Source organism: Flexivirga alba, assembly GCF_042661025.1.
Taxonomy (GTDB): domain Bacteria; phylum Actinomycetota; class Actinomycetes; order Actinomycetales; family Dermatophilaceae; genus Flexivirga; species Flexivirga alba.
Map to the genome: position 1 here is coordinate 4,626,956 of NZ_JBHSWH010000001.1, position 15,683 is coordinate 4,642,638.

Here is a 15,683-nt window from a genome sequence, read left to right on the forward strand (position 1 = left end):
TCCTCGTCCCGGGAGTCGACCTCGCGCGTCAACCGGTCGCCGTATGGCGCCGGTCGCACTACGAGGCAGGCCCCCTCATTGATTCGGTGATGAATTTCTGAAGGGATGAGGTCTCCGCGCTCGCCGGGGCGACGTGTCCGGGACCTCGTTGTCCAGTTCGGATGCTAGTAGCCCCAAGGCCGAAGGCGCAGGTTGGCCCCGGTGCTACCGGCGAGTACGTGACTGAACTCACGTGCCCCCCTTCGCCGAGAGGACAGGCGATGACCGAAAGGACGGCCGATTCGGCCCCAAATCGGTCCGAATTGCCCATCCTCCCGATGAACGGGTGTCCGCTCGGCAAATGCGGTAGTCAGGTGGTCACTCGGACCTCGTTCGACATACATGTCGGCGCCGGGCGGGAGTCGTTCGTCGATGGTGGTCGGCGCCACCCCCGCGAGCTCGGGTCGGCCGGGAACGCCCCACGAGTCCCGCGCGTCTCATAAGATGTCCTGATGCCCCTCCTCGGTCGAGACCTTCTTTCGAGCCCGCGCCGATGAGCAGCATTTACGAGGGGCGTCATCGACCTGGATCGGGGCGACCGCAGGGACGGCATCGCGCCACCTCGACCAAAGGTCGTCAGCTGCGCCGCGTCGGAGTTCCCGCCGGAGTGGCAATGGTTGCGACCGTCGGAGGAGCGGCTGTTGCGGGCATCGCCCCGACTCCGTTCGGCAGTCGGAGCCTCGCGATCGATCCAGGGCTGCAGGGCCTGACGAACCCCGCGAGCACGATCAAGGCGGATGCCGCGAAGCCGGCGCCGGTTGTGACCCCTGCGCGCACACTGCCGGGAGCCGCATCGCGGGACCGCACGATTAAACGGCCACGCGCGAAAGCGACGAAGAAGTCGATGCCGAAGAAGTCGAAATCGCCTGCCAAACCTCAGAATCCATGGACGTGCGCAGTGGCCGGATGCGCAGGCCCGCTGACGTCGAGGTTCGGCGCTCGCGTGTCACCGGAGGGTATCGGATCGACCTACCACGAAGGTGACGACTTCGCCGTCGCCTGGGGAACGTCGCTGCGCGCGATGCACGCAGGCACGGTCGTGGCGACCGGCTGGGACGACGGCCTCGGGAACCACATCACGATCGACTACGGAGACGGCGTGCAAAGTGTCTACGGCCATATGTCCTCGATCTACGTGCGCCCAGGTCAATGGCTCGCACGCGGGCAATTCGTTGGCTACTCCGGCGACACCGGGCACTCGACCGGGCCACACCTGCATCTCGAGATTCACTTGGGTGGCGTGCCGATCAACCCCGCGCCGTGGCTGCTGGCACACGGCATCTTCTGAGTATGCCGAAGGCGAACTACCCTGTCCCTCAGAGCTTTTCGACCGGCGCGTAACGCAGCAGCAGACGCTTGACGCCGGTGTCGCCACCGAAGTCGATGTGCGCCATCGAGCGATCACCCTGGCCCTCGACCCGTATGACGGACCCCATGCCGAACGTGTCGTGCGTGACCTTGTCGCCTGCGTCGAGCACGATGACCGGACGATTGCCGGGGCTGCGCACACCGGGCTTGGCTGCCAGCCGCGCGATCGCCGGCGTCGACGACGGCCGCGTTGCCGTCGTCGTGACGCGCTGCCAGTCGACCAGCCCGGGCGGGATCTCGTCCAGGAAGCGGGACGGCGGGTTGTACTGCGGCGCGCCCCACGCCGAGCGAACCTCTGCTCGCGACAGGTGCAGTCGCTCGCGGGCGCGGGTGATGCCGACATACGCCAGCCGTCGCTCCTCCTCGAGCTCCTTGGGGTCGCCGAGTGCGCGCATGTGCGGGAAGGTGCCGTCCTCCATGCCGGTCAGGAACACGACCGGGAACTCCAGCCCCTTGGCCGTGTGCAGGGTCATCAGCGTGACGACGCCGTTGTCCTCGCCCTCCTCGTCCGGGATCTCGTCGGTGTCAGCGACCAGCGACACCTGCTCGAGGAAGTCCTCGAGTGAGCCGCCCGGGTAGTTTTCGTCGAATTCCTTTGCTACCGCGATGAGTTCGGCGAGGTTCTCGACGCGGGTCTCGTCCTGCGGGTCCGGACTGCGGCGCAGCTCCGAGAGGTAACCGGTCTGGTCGAGGATGGCCTCCAACAGGTCTCCGACCCCCGTGCCGTCGACCTCGTGCACGGAACGCAGCGACTCCAGCAGTGCGGTGAACCCGTTGATGCAGGTCACCGAACGCGTAGCAATGCCAGGCGCGTCCGCGGCCCGACCGAGTGCCGCGACGAAGGGGATACGCTCCCGCTCCGCCAACGCGGACACGCACGCTTCGGCACGGTCACCGATGCCGCGCTTGGGGACGTTGAGGATGCGGCGCAGGTTCACCGTGTCGAGCGGATTGGACACCACCCGCAGGTAGGCGAGCGCGTCCTTGACCTCGCGCCGCTCGTAGAACCTGGTGCCGCCGACGACCTTGTAGGGCAGCCCGACACGGACGAAAACCTCTTCCAGTGCACGGGATTGGGCGTTGGTGCGGTAAAAGACCGCGACGTCCTTGGGCTTGACGCCGTGCTCGTCGCCGAGCAGGTCGATCGTGCGAGCGACGAAGGCAGCCTCGTCGTGCTCGGAGTCCCCGACATACCCGACGATCGGTGCGCCGGCACCGGACTCCGACCAGAGGTTCTTCGGCCGACGCCCTTCGTTCTTGGCGATCACCGCATTGGCGGCCTGCAGGATGTTCTGGGTGGAGCGGTAGTTCTGCTCCAGCAGGATCGTGTGCGCCTGCGGATAGTCCTGCTCGAACTCCACGATGTTGCGGATCGTCGCGCCTCGGAAGGCATAGATCGACTGGTCCGCGTCACCGACGACGCAGAGCTCCGCGGGCGGCACCTCACCGAGCGCGGGGTCCGAAACCTGATGTCCGACAAGCTCTTTCACCAGCGCATATTGCGCGTGGTTGGTGTCCTGATATTCGTCGACCAGCACGTGCCGGAAGCGCCGACGGTAGTGCTCGGCGACGTCGGGGAAGACCCGCAGGATGTTGACCGTCGTCATGATGAGGTCGTCGAAGTCGAGTGCGTTGGCCTGCCGCAGGCGCCGTTGGTATGACGAATAGGCCTCGGCGAGCGTCCGCTCCTGCGGGGTGCCGTCGACGACCTGCGAGGCGTAGGTCTCCTCGTCGACCAGCTCGTTCTTGAGATTGCTGACCTGGTGGCTGAAGGACCGTGGCGGGAACCGCTTCGGGTCCAGGTCGAGGTCACGCATGACAAGCGCCATCATCCGCTGGCTGTCGGCGGCGTCATAGATGGAGAAGGTCGACTTCAGGCCGATCTTGCTCGCCTCACGGCGCAGGATGCGAACGCAGGCCGAGTGGAAGGTCGAGACCCACATCGACCGAGCGACCGGCCCGACCAGTGCTTCGACACGCTCCCGCATCTCGGCGGCCGCCTTGTTGGTGAAGGTGATCGCCAGGATCTGGCCGGGCTGCACGTGCCGCGCGCCCATGAGGTGCGCGATGCGCTGGGTGAGCACCCGGGTCTTGCCCGAGCCGGCACCTGCCACGATCAGCAGCGGCGGCCCCTCGTGGAGCACCGCCTCGCGTTGCTGCGGGTTGAGCCCGGCGATCAGAGTCTCGGGGTCAGCGGTCGACGGGCGGCCGGCCGGCTTCGCACCCTGGGGCGCGTCCTTGCCGAGGCTGGCCCACGTGGGTACTCCGCGCTCATCGACATCCGTCGGCACCGTCGCCGACGCGGCATCAGGTGGGAATCCGGGCAGGGGAAGGTCGTCGAAAAGGCTGCTCATCTTGGGCGCAAGCCTACTTGGAGGCACTGACCCCCTCGAAGTCAGTCGGGTCTGTTCGCGGGCAGGCTGCGCGCGAAGTCGAGCCCGCGGTCGACCCACTCGGCGAGCTGCTCATCGGCAAGCTGTGCGCCCTCCACATGGAGCCACCCGTTCATCGACCGGCCGCCCATCACCATCTTGGAAACACCGTCGCGCAGCAACAACTTCTCGCTGTCTTCCGGGTCGACCCTGGCCATCAGCCCGCCGTTCCGGGAAGCGGCCACCGCCATGTGCCCACCGGTCAGGAACGCCACTCCCCCAAACATCCGCTTGTCGGTCACGTCCAACTCCCCCACAAGGAGTGCCCGGATCCGCTCGACGAGCTCGCCGTCATACGCCATGGAAGCGATTGTGCTCCTCGGCGCCGACAGCCGCACTGATCAGTTGTTCGTGCTGGCAGTCACGAGGGCGCTCGGGCACACCGGCACGGCTGCTGCCGCCCGCCGGGCCGCGCGGACGGCAAGGACTGCCGCAGCCAGGACGAGGGCGACGTCGAGGACGCCATACCCGACCAACGTCGGACGCAGTCCCCAGTCCTGCGCCGCAAGCCCGGCGACCACGGCCGGGATGCTGAAGGCCGTGTAGCCCAGGACGTAGGTCGCCGCGAAGGTCTGCGCACGCCCGGTCGCCGGCGTGACGGCCCCGATGGCAGCGACCGCTGCCTGGAACGTCACGCCGAACCCGATGCCTGCGACCATCGAGCCCAGGACGTAGACCACGCTCGAGGAGAGCAGCACACCGACGATGGTGACCACGACCCCGCTACCGAGCGAGGCGAGCCCGAGCGCGCGTCGGAAGCGTTGCGGCACAGCGCGAATCACCAGCAGTACCAAGCCCGCCGGCGCAAAGAAGCTTGCCAGCACCAGTCCGACGACAAAGTGGTCGGTGACGCCGAGCAGCCGCGAGACGGCGGACGATCCGAGCGACAGGTAGAGCCCGCCGAGCGCCCAGGTTGCGGCCAGTGCCGGCGCCCAGGCGACGAAGGTCGACCTGGCCGCCGGAGCGACCCCCACGCTCGGCCGTATGGCGGTGCGTATGACGCGAGCGCCCGGCCGGCGACGCTGCTCCTCCGGAGCGAAGACGGCTGCGAGGGCAAGCAAGACGTAAGAGCCGAGCAACACCCAGAAGACGAACTCGCGTGGAGCCGGGGCGTGCTGCACCAGACCGCCGGCGAGCGCTGCACCCAGCGCGAGACCGATCCCCGGAGCACCACCGGTCACGACGGATCCGACGTGCGGGCTCGGTTGCAGGTCGAGGATGAGCGCGCTGACGGCGCCGGTGATCGCACCGGTCGCCACGCCTTGCACGATGCGCGCGATGAGCAACGCCCCGACGCCGTCCGCATGCGCGAAGATCACCATCGCCGCGGCGAGCAGCAACAGCCCACCTATCAGCATCGGGCGCCGGCCGATGTGGTCGGCCAGCGAGCCGATCGTGAGCAAGGTGCCCAGCAGCGCGACGACATACACGGCGAAGATCACCGTGAGCGTGAATGACGAGAAACCCCAGAGCTGTTGATAGACCGGGTAGAGCGGGGACGGCGCCGCGGCGCCGACCATCAGGCCGGTCATGGCGAGGCCCGCGACGGCGAAGCCGACGGGCTGGGACAAGCGGAACGACATACGGACCTCATTAATTGCAAACGTCATTGCTTTTAACGAGGAGAGTACGCCGCTGGAGCACTAATGCCAAGCGAACTGCAATAATGACAGGTATGCCGACGAAGTCCACCCCCGTGAAGCGCCGCCCCGGCGGCCGTAGCGCCCGCGTGCAGGACGCCGTCTATACCGCGGTCGGCAAGCTGATGGCGACGATGCGGCCGGATCAGATCACCATCCCGATGGTTGCCGAGCTCGCCGAGGTCAACCCGACGAGCGTCTACCGGCGCTGGGGTGACATCGACGCGCTGCTCGAAGAAGTTGCCGTGGCGGCGTTCACCCGCGAGGACGAGGTCCTGCCCGACACCGGGTCATTGGAGGGCGACCTGCGCGAGTGGGCGCGGGTCATCACCGACGACATCGTGCGTCCGCACCGGACCCGCTACCTGCGCGCAATGGTGAACGCGCGGGACGGCGTGCTGCTGGACGCCTGCCCGTGCTGGACGGCCCGCCGCGAGCAACTCGCCGAGATGATCAGCCGGGCCCGCACCCGCGACGAGTCCACGCCGTCGGTCGAGCAGGTACTCGACCACGTGATCGCGCCGCTCTATCACCATGTCGTCTTCGCCATACCGGCCGACACCGCGTATGCCGAGCGCTTGGTCAGCGACGTGCTGTCGATGCGCGCGAAGCCCTGAAGCCACTGCCCTCATGGCGGTAGTCGATGACGTCCTCGCCCTGGGCGGCGAGCTGGAGCGCTCGTACCAGGTCTATGTGCACGGCAGGCTGAAATTCCGGGTCGGTCAGATCGTGTTTGTGGCGTTCTCGCTGGACGAAGCGGTGATGGGCTTCGGCTTCCCCAAGGACGAGCGGGCGGCTCTGGTCGCGAGCGAGCCGGACAAGTTTCAGCTGCCATCGCCGTCGGACATGCGCTTCAACTGGGTGCACGCACGGCTGGCCGCGCTGGATCCGGTCGAAGCCCGCGAGCTGGTCGTCGACGCCTGGCGGATGGTCGTGCCGAAGAAGGTCTCGCGCGCCTATGACCTCACTCATCCGGTCGGACCCGGCTGAAATTCGGTAGTGATTTCGATCGTGCCGTGTGACGATCCACAAATGGTCAATGAGGCTGCCGATGCCCGAATCCGGTTGATACAGCCGACTGTTCGGCTGCACCAAGCGTTTCTCGACTGCGCTTTCGAGTTCGGGTCAGGGCATCGGGACGGGTTCGCGACGGACTCGATCTCCGACGTCGAACTGGCCGATCCAGAGTCGTTCGCTGCCTGGGTCGCCACGCGGGTGTCGTATGCCGACGAAGCGATCGAGTTGCCGCCGGACCGAGTGCACGACACGCTCTCCTGGATCATCGATGGCAGGGAGCCGGAACGAATTCTCGGCTCCATCTCCCTGCGTCACCGGTTGAACGACTTCCTGCTCCAGGTCGGCGGCCACATCGGGTATGGCGTCCGACCCACCTCTCGCCGCCAGGGCGTCGCAACCGCAGCGCTGGGACTCGCCCTCGATCAGGCGAGATCGCTTGGCCTGCAACGCGTTCTGGTCACCTGTGCAAAGGACAACGTGCCGTCCGCCTGCACCATCGAGCACTGGGGCGGCGACCTCGAGGATGTCCGCGAGACGCCGGACCACGGCATGGTGCGGCGCTACTGGATCGACCTGATTCAGCGGTGATCCACGACGACAGCCGCGTGGTCACTCCACCGCTCGCTGTATGACGCAGCCCGGCCGACCAAGTGCCCGTCGACCCGGGCGGCCAGCGATGGCGAGTCCAGCACGTAGTCGATCCGCCAGCCGCTGTCGTTGTCGAAGGCCTTCCCGCGCCAGGACCACCAGGTGTACGGACCATCGATGTCCCCAGATCGGTCGCGGACCACGTCGGTCCAACCTGCCTCGAACCAGGACGTGAGGTGCTTCTGCTCTTCGGGCAGGAATCCGGACTTGCCGCGATTTCCCTTCCAGTTCTTCAGGTCTCGCGCGGTGTGGCAAATGTTGAAGTCGCCGGTGACCACGGTGTCCTGGTCGATCAGTTGCGCCATACGGTCGCCCATTGCTTCGAGGAAGGCGAACTTCTCGTCCTGCTTCGGCGTGCCCGCCTCGCCGGTATGGACGTATGCCGACACGACCGTCGTGCGCCGGCCGTCGATGTCGATGGCTGCCTCGACCCAACGGCCTTCATCGTCGAATCCTGGCAGTCCGTCTGAGGTTTCGAGGATCGGGTGCTTGCTGAGCACTGCGACACCAGACCGTCCCGCTGCCGCCGCCGGTGCATGCGCGACGTGCCAGGACTCGAAGACCGTGCCTTCCAGCGCCTTGGCCAACTGCTCGTCCGATGCTCGAACTTCCTGCAGTGCCAGCACATCCGCGTCCTGCGCGGCTAGCCAGTCGAGCCCGCCCCGACGCACTGTTGCTCGGATGCCGTTCACGTTCGCCGAAATCACTCGCACGCGGCTGACTCTCTCATCCTGCCGGTCGGCGCGTCGTGCTGCCCCGGCAATGGGCGGCGCTCAGTCGTCGCGGTCGTTGTCACGCTCGCCGTTGTCTTGGTCGGCGTTGTCTTGGTCGCCGTTGTCCTGGTCGCTGTCTTGGCCGGGCGGCGCGATCGAGTGCGCCCAGGTGATTTCCATCAGGGTGCGTTCGAGGTATGACCGGGTTGGTGGTGGCATGCCTGGTGGTGCGGGTGGGTAACTGTGGGCGGTGAATCCGCCTGTTGTGGTTCGGGTTTGGCTGGCGTCGCCGGTCAGGGTGTGGTCGGGGTGTTCTTCGACGTAGTTGCAGCGGGCGCACAGGCCTTGCCCGTTGCGTTCGGACGTGGGGCCACCGTCGGCGTGCCGGGTGATGTGGTCGGTGTGCCGGATCGGTGCCCCGCACCAGGGTGTGCGGCACACCTGATCACGTAACAGGATCAACAACGCGAGCAACCCGGGGTAGCGGCGGGCCCGGGACTCCATACCGATGATGTCCCCGGTGCCGGGGTGGGTGAACAGGCGCCGGATCAGCGGCCCGGTCGGGTCGCCCTGGGTGAACCATTCGCCGACCAGGTCCGCCGGGACCGGCCCGTACCCGGGCACGTACGCGGGACTGTTCCCGGTCAACGAATCCAGCGACATGAGCAGGTTCACGCTCAGGTCGGTGCCGCCGGTGACGGGCCGGCGGCCGGTGACGCGTTCGACCAGGGTGTCGGCCATCACCTGCCCCCGCGGCTTGTCGCAGGTCTTGGCAGCGTCGGTGGCTGCTTGGTCCAGGGCCGCCTTACACGCCAGGGCGTCTTTGACGGGCAGGAACGCGGTCAGGTAGGCCATCGCATCGGGTGCGGGTCGGAGGCTGACCTTGCGTTCGGTTTCGGCCTTGACCCGGCGGGCCCGGACCGCGTCCGGGTCGACCCGGCACGCTGCCGTCCTGGCGGCGGTCACCAGCCGGTTGGTCGCGACAGCGCCGAGTTGATCGGCGATCGCGGCATCCACGTCGGCCCGCCCGTCCCGGGTCAGGCCGGCGGTCTCACGCACGACCCGGGTGGCGTCCCATTCGGAGATCACTCCGGCCGCCAACGCGGCCAGCGTGCGCGGCATGTCCTCGACCAGGGTGTGCGCGAGGTTCAGGAACGCCGCACCACGCTGCCCGGAGCAGCGGCGGGCGAACCCGATCTGTGAGCCCACTTCCCGGGTGGTGTCGCGGGCGGTGATGCCCCGGGGGATGTCGCGGGCCTGCTGGGCCTCATCGGCGGCGACGACCAGGTGGGCTTGCCGGGCCGAAATCGCGTTTTGTAGCTCGGCCAGCGCCCGGACTGCTTCCAACGGGTTGTCGGTGCTGAGGTCGTCGAGCCGGTCGTGGAACGCGCGCACCGCGGCCACGTCGAGGACACCCGTGGGTGTCCTCGTGTCGTGCCGTAGTGTGTCGTCCATGTGTTCGAGTATGCCACGAATACTGCTGCAGCACAACAGTTTTCGCGTCCGGATGTTATCCACATCCTCCTCGGTCGTCCACAGTTTCGCGAGGAGGGTGTGGACACGGTGCGGCGACCAAGACGAGCAGTGACGGCAACTCAACCCCAGGATCAGGTGAGCGCCTGGGCGTCGGGTACGTCGTCGGGCCGGGCCTATGCAGAGAGCGGAGCGCTAGCGGAGCGAACGGAGTGAGACCGGCACGGCGGCGCAGCCGACGCCACCCCACGGCGGCCTAGCCGACGCCATACCAAGATGACCGATCGAGGGACGGGGTTTCGATACACTCCTCCGCTGCGCTCCCCCGCTACTCAACCACCTTGGCTCCGCCTCCGCTGCGCTCGACCAACGTGATTGGATCGAGCCATGGCCCTGGACGCACACCTGACACACCTCTTCGACGCCCGCCTGGCCGAGGCGCAGCGCACCAGCCGCGCACCCTCCGCGGTTGCAGCCGTGATCGGCGATGGTGAGGTCGTTTGGTCCGGGGCAGCGGGCAACATCGACGGCCACGCGAATGGCGAAAAGGCAACCACCGCAACGCAATACCGCATCGGATCGATCACCAAGACCTTCACCGCGGTGCTCACGCTGCGCCTGGTCGACGACGGCCTGATCGACCTCACCGACCCGATCGCGAAGCACCTTCCTGAGCTGGCCGACAAACTCCAGGGAGTACGGGTGAGCGAGCTGCTCACGCACGGCGCCGGCCTGCCCGCCGAGACCGAGGGCGCGTGGTGGGAGCGGAGCCACGGACGCACCTGGGATGAACTGCAGTCGAGCATCCACGCCATACATCGACCCGGTCGCCGATTCCATTACAGCAACGTCGGATTCGCGGTTGCCGGCGAGCTGGTCGCCCGCCTCCGCAACAGCACCTGGTGGGACCGAATGCACGAGGAGGTCCTGCAGCCGCTCGGCCTGCACGACACCACCTACGCCCCGACCGCCAAAGCTGCGCCCGGACTGGCCGTGCACCCGTATGCCGACCTGCTCCACGACGAACCCAACACCGACACAAAAGCCATGGCACCCGCCGGACAGCTTTGGTCGACGGTGCACGACCTGGCCGCCTTCGCCGTCTTCCTCGCGCGCGGTAACAAGCAGGTGCTGTCGGACGACCTGCGTCGAGAGATGCAGATCCCCGCGCTGATCAACGACGATCCCGGCACGGCATACACCCGCGCTTACGGCTTCGGGCTCGACATCATCAACTCCGGCGGACGACGTTTCATCGGACACGGCGGGTCGATGCCCGGTCACCAGTCGAGCTTGAAGATCGACCCGGAGACCGGCGACGGCGTCGTCGAGCTGGTCAACAGCACCGCCGGACTCACCCTCGACACCATCGGTCTCGTCCGCGAATTGCGCGAACACCACATCGGCGCCGGCTGGACCGCCAAGTCCCCGACACCAGACGTCGTGGACATCGTCGGCACGTGGTTCTGGGGGCCACGCCCACATGTGCTCACCGCCGAGGAAGCCGGTTGCGGCTCGCGCCGGTCGAAGGTGGCCGAGGCTCCCGGTTCACCCCGGACGGCGCAGGCGCCTGGACCGGCCAGGACGAATACTTCGCGGGCGAGCGCCTGACCGTGCACCGCGACGAAGACGGCGCGCCGGCATACCTCGACCTGGGCAGCTTCCGATTCACCCGCACGCCGTACGATCCTGACGGAGACATTCCGGGCGGCGCCGGAACAGGCTGGCGCTGACCGACGTTAGGGACTGCGATGGATCATTGGCTGACGACGATCCCGCCCATGGCGGTCTACCTCATCGCGGGCCTCGCCGTCGGCATCGAGAGCCTCGGAGTGCCGATCCCGGGCGAGACGATCCTCGTCGCGGCAGCGATCCTGTCCTCCCGCCACGAGGTGTCGATCAGCCCGCACGGCATCGCGATCGCGGCCGTCCTCGGCGCGGTGATCGGTGACTCGATCGGCTACGCCATCGGTCGTCGGTATGGCGAGCGGCTCTTCGGCTACCTCGAACGCCGCTTCCCCCACCACTTCAGCAGCGACCTGGTCGATTACGCCGAGCATGTCTTCCAGCGATGGGGTATGGCGGCAGTCTTCGTCGGCCGCTTCATCGCGCTGCTGCGCATCTTCGCCGGGCCGCTCTCCGGCTCGCTCAAGATGCACTACCCGCGGTTCCTGCTCGCCAACGCCACTGGCGCGATCTGCTGGGCGGGCGGCACGACCTACCTCGTCTATTACATCGGCACTGCCGCCGAGCAGTACCTGAAGAACTTCTCGTATGTCGCCCTCGGCCTCGCGCTCGTCCTCGGACTGCTCGCTTCAACCGTGCTGCGTCGCAAAATGGAGCGCAACGTCAAGATCTTCGTCCAGCAACGCGAAGAAGCAGAAGGGTCGGCACCCACGCCCGCCGATTAGCCCGCCAGATCTCGATACCCCTCCTCCGCTGCGCTCCCCCGGCACTCGATCAGCGCATCAGAGCAGGCGGCGCTGCATCGCCCACGAGGTGAGCTCGTGCCGGGACGACAGCTGCAGCTTGCGCAGCACCGAAGACACATGTGTCTCAACGGTTTTCACCGAGATGAAGAGCTCCTTGGCGACTTCCTTGTATTGGTAGCCGCGCGCAATCAGCCGCATCACCTCACGCTCGCGCGCGGACAACCGGTCGAGCTCCTCGTCGACCTCTGCGATCTCGCCTGCGGTCGCACCGAACGCGTCGAGCACGAAGCCGGCCAACCGCGGACTGAAGACCGCATCACCGTCCTTGACCCGGTGGATCGCCGAGATGAGGTCGTTCGGGCTGATCGTCTTGGTGACGTAGCCGCGAGCACCCGCCCGGATGACCGCAATGACGTCCTCGGCGGCGTCTGACACCGACAGCGCCAGGAAGCGGACCGGATCACCGGCCTCGGTCTGCACGCCGGCGCAGCCGGTGACCACGTCGGAACCGCCGTTGCCGTTGCCGCCGGGCAGGTGCACGTCCAATAGCACCACGTCGGGCCGTTGTTCGCGGATGACCTTGATCGCGGCATCGACATCGGGTGCCTCACCGAGCACTGTCACCGAGTCGTCCAGCTCGGCCTTGACCCCAGACCGGAACATCCGGTGATCGTCCACCAACACCACGCGTGCGGTCATCGCTGCTCCCTGTCGTTGTCGGTTTGATCGGTTCTGCCGTTGTCGTCTTCGCCATTGTTGCGATCGTCGGTGGCGCCGGCCGTCGGCGTCTCCAGCGGCATCCGCAGTCGCACTTCGGTCCCGTGCTCCAGGCGACGCACCTGCGCCTCGCCACCGTGCCTGGTCATCCGACCGATGATCGACTCACGGACACCGAGCCGGTCCTCGGAGACGGTGGCCGGGTCGAAACCCGAGCCGTGGTCGCGGACGAACGCCTCGGCGGCCGTCGGACCAACCTCCAGGTAGACCGACACCGGCGGCTCACCATGCCGCACCGCATTCGCCAGCGCCTCGCGCAGCGCGCGAAGCAGCGCCTCCTCCGCCTCGCCGAGCGGCCGGTCACCGGTCACCACCAGATCGATCGGTATGCCGTGCAACGTCTCGATCTCACCGGCTGCGTCGGTCACCGCGGTCGCGAGCGTGCGGCCGGTCGACGCCTGCTCGGCATACAGCCAGCTGCGCAGCTCGCGCTCCTGGGCCCGGGCCAGCAACTGCACTGCCTTCGGGTCGTCGGAACGGCGCTGGATCAGCGCGAGCGTCTGCAGCACCGAGTCATGCAGGTGCGCGGCGATGTCGGCCTTCTCGGTCGCCCGGATCCGCTCGGTCTGCTCCTTGCGGAAGGTGTCGACGAAGCGCGCGATGAACGGCGCGCCCAGGATGCCGGCCCCGAGCAGCACGACCAGGACCCCGACTGCGACGTCCCGCAGCCGGCTTATCCCGCCACCCTGCGAAAGCAACAGGATCAGCCCGGTCAGCGCCAGCACGATGCCGATCACGGTGCGAATGCGGGTTTCTCGGCGATCGGCGGTGCTGATCCATTGCCGGCGTTCGACGCTGCCCAGCCGCGACCACGCCAGCACCAGGCCGACACCGATGACCAGGAGCGGGATGGTGAACGACAGCTTCGCGATCGACGTGAAGGCGCTGACCGCGGCCATGCCACCGACCACCAACACGGGCACACCCATCAGCAGCAGCCGCCGGATGGAGATTCGACTCGTCGTGGATTTCTCGAACGGTGTCAGCAACGCCGGTCGGTCCGACTCGGGCATCGTCAGCCAGAGGAACGCGTAGACCGGCACCCCGAAGAGGAACACCAGCGACACCGCCGTCATCACCCGCAGGGTCATCAGCGGTATGCCGAGATGGCTGCTCACCCCCGCGCAGACACCCGCGACCCACCGGCCCTCGCGGGGTCGGGTCAGCGGTGGGCGGGGCACCGCCTCGGTCCGGACTGTCTGGCTCACACCTCAAGTCTGGCCCACGAACGGCCGTGCTCCGAGCCATCGGCGCAGCTTTGGGGGTCGCTCAGGGGGCGTCAGGGTCGACCCTCATGGCGAGAGCGCCCCGGCGCCACCATCGTGGTCGGTATGACGCAACAGACTTCCGCCACCCAGCCGCCCCCACCGGTGCAGCACGGCGACGCGCTCGACCGGCTCTTCGCCGCGGCGCGACTTTTCGGCGTGGTGCGTGGGGCCGCGGACAAATGGTTCGGTGGGGTCTGTGCCGGCCTGGCGCGACGCTGGAACGTCGACCCACTCATCGTGCGAGCGGGGTTCCTGCTCGCGACCGTCCTGTTCGGGATCGGCATCCCGGCATACTTCCTGGCCTGGATCCTGCTGCCCGACGAGGCCGGCGAGATCGTCGTGGAGAAGGCGGTCCGGCACGGGCATGCGTCCTCGATCGTGCTGTGCGTCGTCGCGGCAGCGGTGTCGTTCGGCGGTTTCGGCGTGTTCTGGTCGATCGGCTCCGGCTGGGGTGTCTTCGGTCAGGCGGTCGGCCTGGCGTTCCTCGCCTGGGCGTTCCTGGCGTGGAACGGTCACGGCCCGGGTGCTCGGCGCCCGGACGAGTCGACGTCCGACTGGGGCAACCGGTTGAGCGATGCGATGCGCAACAGGCAGACTGACGCCGCAGCGACGCCGTCGAACACGCCGATGCCGCCACGAGCGCAGGCCGGTCCGCAGCCGGAGCCGAGCATCGGCAACCGGGCCGCCGCAGCAGGTGCCGCCGCACGCGACGGCCGCATCGACTTGACGAAACAAGCCACGGTGACACCCACGGCGCCAACGGCACCGGTGCGCCTCAAGCGCCGCCGGCTCGGGGTGGCTCTCAGCTTCGCGATCATCGGAATCTCAGTGTTGGCAGGCGCTTTCACGGCGTTGGTGCTGGTCGGCACTTCCCACGGCGACAGTGCCCTTCAGGTGGGCCTGGCCGCCGGAGCCGCCGTCGCGGCGCTCGCGCTGGTCATCGGGGGACTGGCGGGGCGCCGTGGCGGCGCACTCGGCCCACTGGCGACGGTGGTCGCGCTCGTGGCACTGCTCACCTCCGCGGCGTTGCCGACAGGTATGCCGTGGACCGGCCGCATCGGAGACCAGAGCTGGCGCCCGACATCGGTCGCGCCCGGAACCCAGCACAACTTCGCGATGCGCGTGGGCGACGGGAAACTCGACCTGCGCGACGTCGGCGGCACGGGGCTCGCCGCTCACACGCACCTGAACACCCGCGTCAACGTCGGGCAGCTGACGATCACAGTGCCCGCTGACACGACAGTCCGAGTGAAGGGTTACGTCAACATCGGCGGCATCGAAGTGGTCCGAGGAGGTCAGCACCTCGTCAACTACGGCGGCGTCGACACCCACCGCACGGTCACCGTCGGCACGGGCTCGAAGGTCATCGACCTGGACGCACGGGTGGGCATCGGCAACATCACCATCAAGGAGCAGTCATGACCATGCAGCAGTACGGCCCGGACCGGGATCCCGCGGAGGACTCGACGCGGGGCGTCACTCCACAGGCACACCCCACCGAGGAACTTCCCACCTACCGCAAGGTGGCCGGATATCCCGCCCCGGAACCAACTCGGCCGATCACCCCGCAACCTGCGGGCCTGACGGAAGGCACCGGCCAGTTGCCGGTCACCGGCGCGCCGGTGACCTCTCCCCGGCGGCCATCAGGCCGCGCGGGCCGCACCTGCCGAGCGTCATACGCGGCGTGGTGATCCTGGCGATCGCAGCGATCGTCGTCGTATGGCGGCTGGACGACCACCCGAACTGGCCGATCGTCGGCATCAGCGTCGGGATCGGCGCGGGCGTGATGTTCCTGCTACTGGCGGCGATCAGCGCCGTGGTGCACCACGCGCACCGCGAAAGCGACTTCGACCGCATCCTGCCCGGGCCATGACCG

The 15,683-nt window shown here is 67.8% G+C and carries 17 protein-coding genes; 10 read left to right on the top strand and 7 right to left on the bottom strand.

The genetic code is table 11. The annotated features are described in order from the left end of the window. Positions 1 to 532: 532 nt before the first annotated feature. A complete protein-coding gene (locus ACFQDH_RS23115) occupies positions 533 to 1,327 on the top strand; it encodes a M23 family metallopeptidase (protein ID WP_382404710.1) in 795 nt (264 codons plus the stop codon). Between the two features lie 28 nt (positions 1,328 to 1,355). Here ACFQDH_RS23115 and pcrA read toward each other — a convergent pair whose 3' ends face one another. Genes pcrA through ACFQDH_RS23130 form a run of 3 tightly spaced genes read right to left on the bottom strand, consistent with a single transcriptional unit; the run spans position 1,356 to position 5,422 of the window. After that, a complete protein-coding gene (gene pcrA, locus ACFQDH_RS23120) occupies positions 1,356 to 3,761 on the bottom strand; it encodes a DNA helicase PcrA (RefSeq protein ID WP_382404711.1) in 2,406 nt (801 codons plus the stop codon). A gap of 41 nt (positions 3,762 to 3,802) precedes the next feature. Further along, complete coding sequence (locus tag ACFQDH_RS23125; protein WP_382404712.1) at positions 3,803 to 4,141, bottom strand: TfoX/Sxy family protein; 339 nt, start codon at positions 4,139 to 4,141, stop codon at positions 3,803 to 3,805. Between the two features lie 39 nt (positions 4,142 to 4,180). Then, entirely contained in the window at positions 4,181 to 5,422 is a 1,242-nt protein-coding gene (locus ACFQDH_RS23130; RefSeq protein WP_382404713.1) for an MFS transporter, read from the bottom strand. A 92-nt stretch (positions 5,423 to 5,514) separates the two neighbouring features. Between ACFQDH_RS23130 and ACFQDH_RS23135 the strand changes: the two genes are divergently transcribed. Genes ACFQDH_RS23135 through ACFQDH_RS23145 form a run of 3 tightly spaced genes read left to right on the top strand, consistent with a single transcriptional unit; the run spans position 5,515 to position 7,084 of the window. Then, positions 5,515 to 6,096, top strand: coding sequence for a TetR-like C-terminal domain-containing protein (locus ACFQDH_RS23135; RefSeq protein ID WP_382404714.1), 582 nt, complete (start codon positions 5,515 to 5,517; stop codon positions 6,094 to 6,096). A gap of 13 nt (positions 6,097 to 6,109) precedes the next feature. Further along, positions 6,110 to 6,469, top strand: a complete 360-nt coding sequence (locus ACFQDH_RS23140; RefSeq protein ID WP_382404715.1) for an MmcQ/YjbR family DNA-binding protein — start codon at positions 6,110 to 6,112, stop codon at positions 6,467 to 6,469. Positions 6,470 to 6,511: 42 nt separating this feature from the next. After that, complete coding sequence (locus ACFQDH_RS23145; RefSeq protein WP_382404716.1) at positions 6,512 to 7,084, top strand: GNAT family N-acetyltransferase; 573 nt, start codon at positions 6,512 to 6,514, stop codon at positions 7,082 to 7,084. Here the strand turns inward: ACFQDH_RS23145 and ACFQDH_RS23150 are convergent. Further along, the gene (locus tag ACFQDH_RS23150; RefSeq protein ID WP_382404717.1) at positions 7,075 to 7,857 is read right to left on the bottom strand and encodes an exodeoxyribonuclease III; all 783 of its coding nucleotides are present in this window, start codon (positions 7,855 to 7,857) and stop codon (positions 7,075 to 7,077) included. The genes ACFQDH_RS23145 and ACFQDH_RS23150 overlap by 10 nt on opposite strands. A 60-nt stretch (positions 7,858 to 7,917) precedes the next feature. Then, entirely contained in the window at positions 7,918 to 9,312 is a 1,395-nt protein-coding gene (locus tag ACFQDH_RS23155; RefSeq protein ID WP_382404718.1) for an HNH endonuclease signature motif containing protein, read from the bottom strand. Positions 9,313 to 9,717: 405 nt separating this feature from the next. Here ACFQDH_RS23155 and ACFQDH_RS23160 point away from each other — a divergent pair, with 405 nt between their 5' ends. The 3 genes from ACFQDH_RS23160 to ACFQDH_RS23165 are packed head-to-tail and all read left to right on the top strand — an operon-like array spanning position 9,718 to position 11,741. After that, positions 9,718 to 10,941 carry a serine hydrolase domain-containing protein gene (locus ACFQDH_RS23160; protein WP_382404719.1) on the top strand — a complete coding sequence of 408 codons (1,224 nt, stop codon included), beginning with the start codon at positions 9,718 to 9,720 and terminating at the stop codon, positions 10,939 to 10,941. Continuing rightward, positions 10,839 to 11,063, top strand: a complete 225-nt coding sequence (locus ACFQDH_RS23975; RefSeq protein WP_465253887.1) for a DUF7586 domain-containing protein — start codon at positions 10,839 to 10,841, stop codon at positions 11,061 to 11,063. The genes ACFQDH_RS23160 and ACFQDH_RS23975 overlap by 103 nt, the downstream gene beginning before the upstream one ends. Before the next feature lie 18 nt (positions 11,064 to 11,081). Continuing rightward, positions 11,082 to 11,741, top strand: a complete 660-nt coding sequence (locus tag ACFQDH_RS23165) for a DedA family protein (protein ID WP_382404720.1) — start codon at positions 11,082 to 11,084, stop codon at positions 11,739 to 11,741. Between the two features lie 57 nt (positions 11,742 to 11,798). Here ACFQDH_RS23165 and ACFQDH_RS23170 read toward each other — a convergent pair whose 3' ends face one another. Together ACFQDH_RS23170 and ACFQDH_RS23175 are read right to left on the bottom strand one after the other, a co-directional pair. Beyond that, positions 11,799 to 12,461, bottom strand: coding sequence for a LuxR C-terminal-related transcriptional regulator (locus ACFQDH_RS23170; RefSeq protein WP_382404721.1), 663 nt, complete (start codon positions 12,459 to 12,461; stop codon positions 11,799 to 11,801). After that, entirely contained in the window at positions 12,458 to 13,747 is a 1,290-nt protein-coding gene (locus tag ACFQDH_RS23175) for an ATP-binding protein (protein WP_382404722.1), read from the bottom strand. The genes ACFQDH_RS23170 and ACFQDH_RS23175 overlap by 4 nt, the downstream gene beginning before the upstream one ends. Before the next feature lie 123 nt (positions 13,748 to 13,870). On the opposite strand from ACFQDH_RS23175, the gene ACFQDH_RS23180 reads away from it, so the two are divergent. From ACFQDH_RS23180 to ACFQDH_RS23190, 3 genes are read left to right on the top strand one after another with little or no spacing between them, the layout of a single operon-like run. After that, positions 13,871 to 15,229 carry a PspC domain-containing protein gene (locus tag ACFQDH_RS23180; protein WP_382404723.1) on the top strand — a complete coding sequence of 453 codons (1,359 nt, stop codon included), beginning with the start codon at positions 13,871 to 13,873 and terminating at the stop codon, positions 15,227 to 15,229. Beyond that, on the top strand, positions 15,226 to 15,498 hold the full coding sequence (locus ACFQDH_RS23185; protein ID WP_382404724.1) for a hypothetical protein: 273 nt from the start codon (positions 15,226 to 15,228) through the stop codon (positions 15,496 to 15,498). The genes ACFQDH_RS23180 and ACFQDH_RS23185 overlap by 4 nt, the downstream gene beginning before the upstream one ends. Further along, positions 15,492 to 15,680: a hypothetical protein gene (locus ACFQDH_RS23190; RefSeq protein ID WP_382404725.1), complete on the top strand. Its 189-nt coding sequence runs from the start codon at positions 15,492 to 15,494 to the stop codon at positions 15,678 to 15,680. The genes ACFQDH_RS23185 and ACFQDH_RS23190 overlap by 7 nt, the downstream gene beginning before the upstream one ends. Positions 15,681 to 15,683 lie beyond the last annotated feature (3 nt).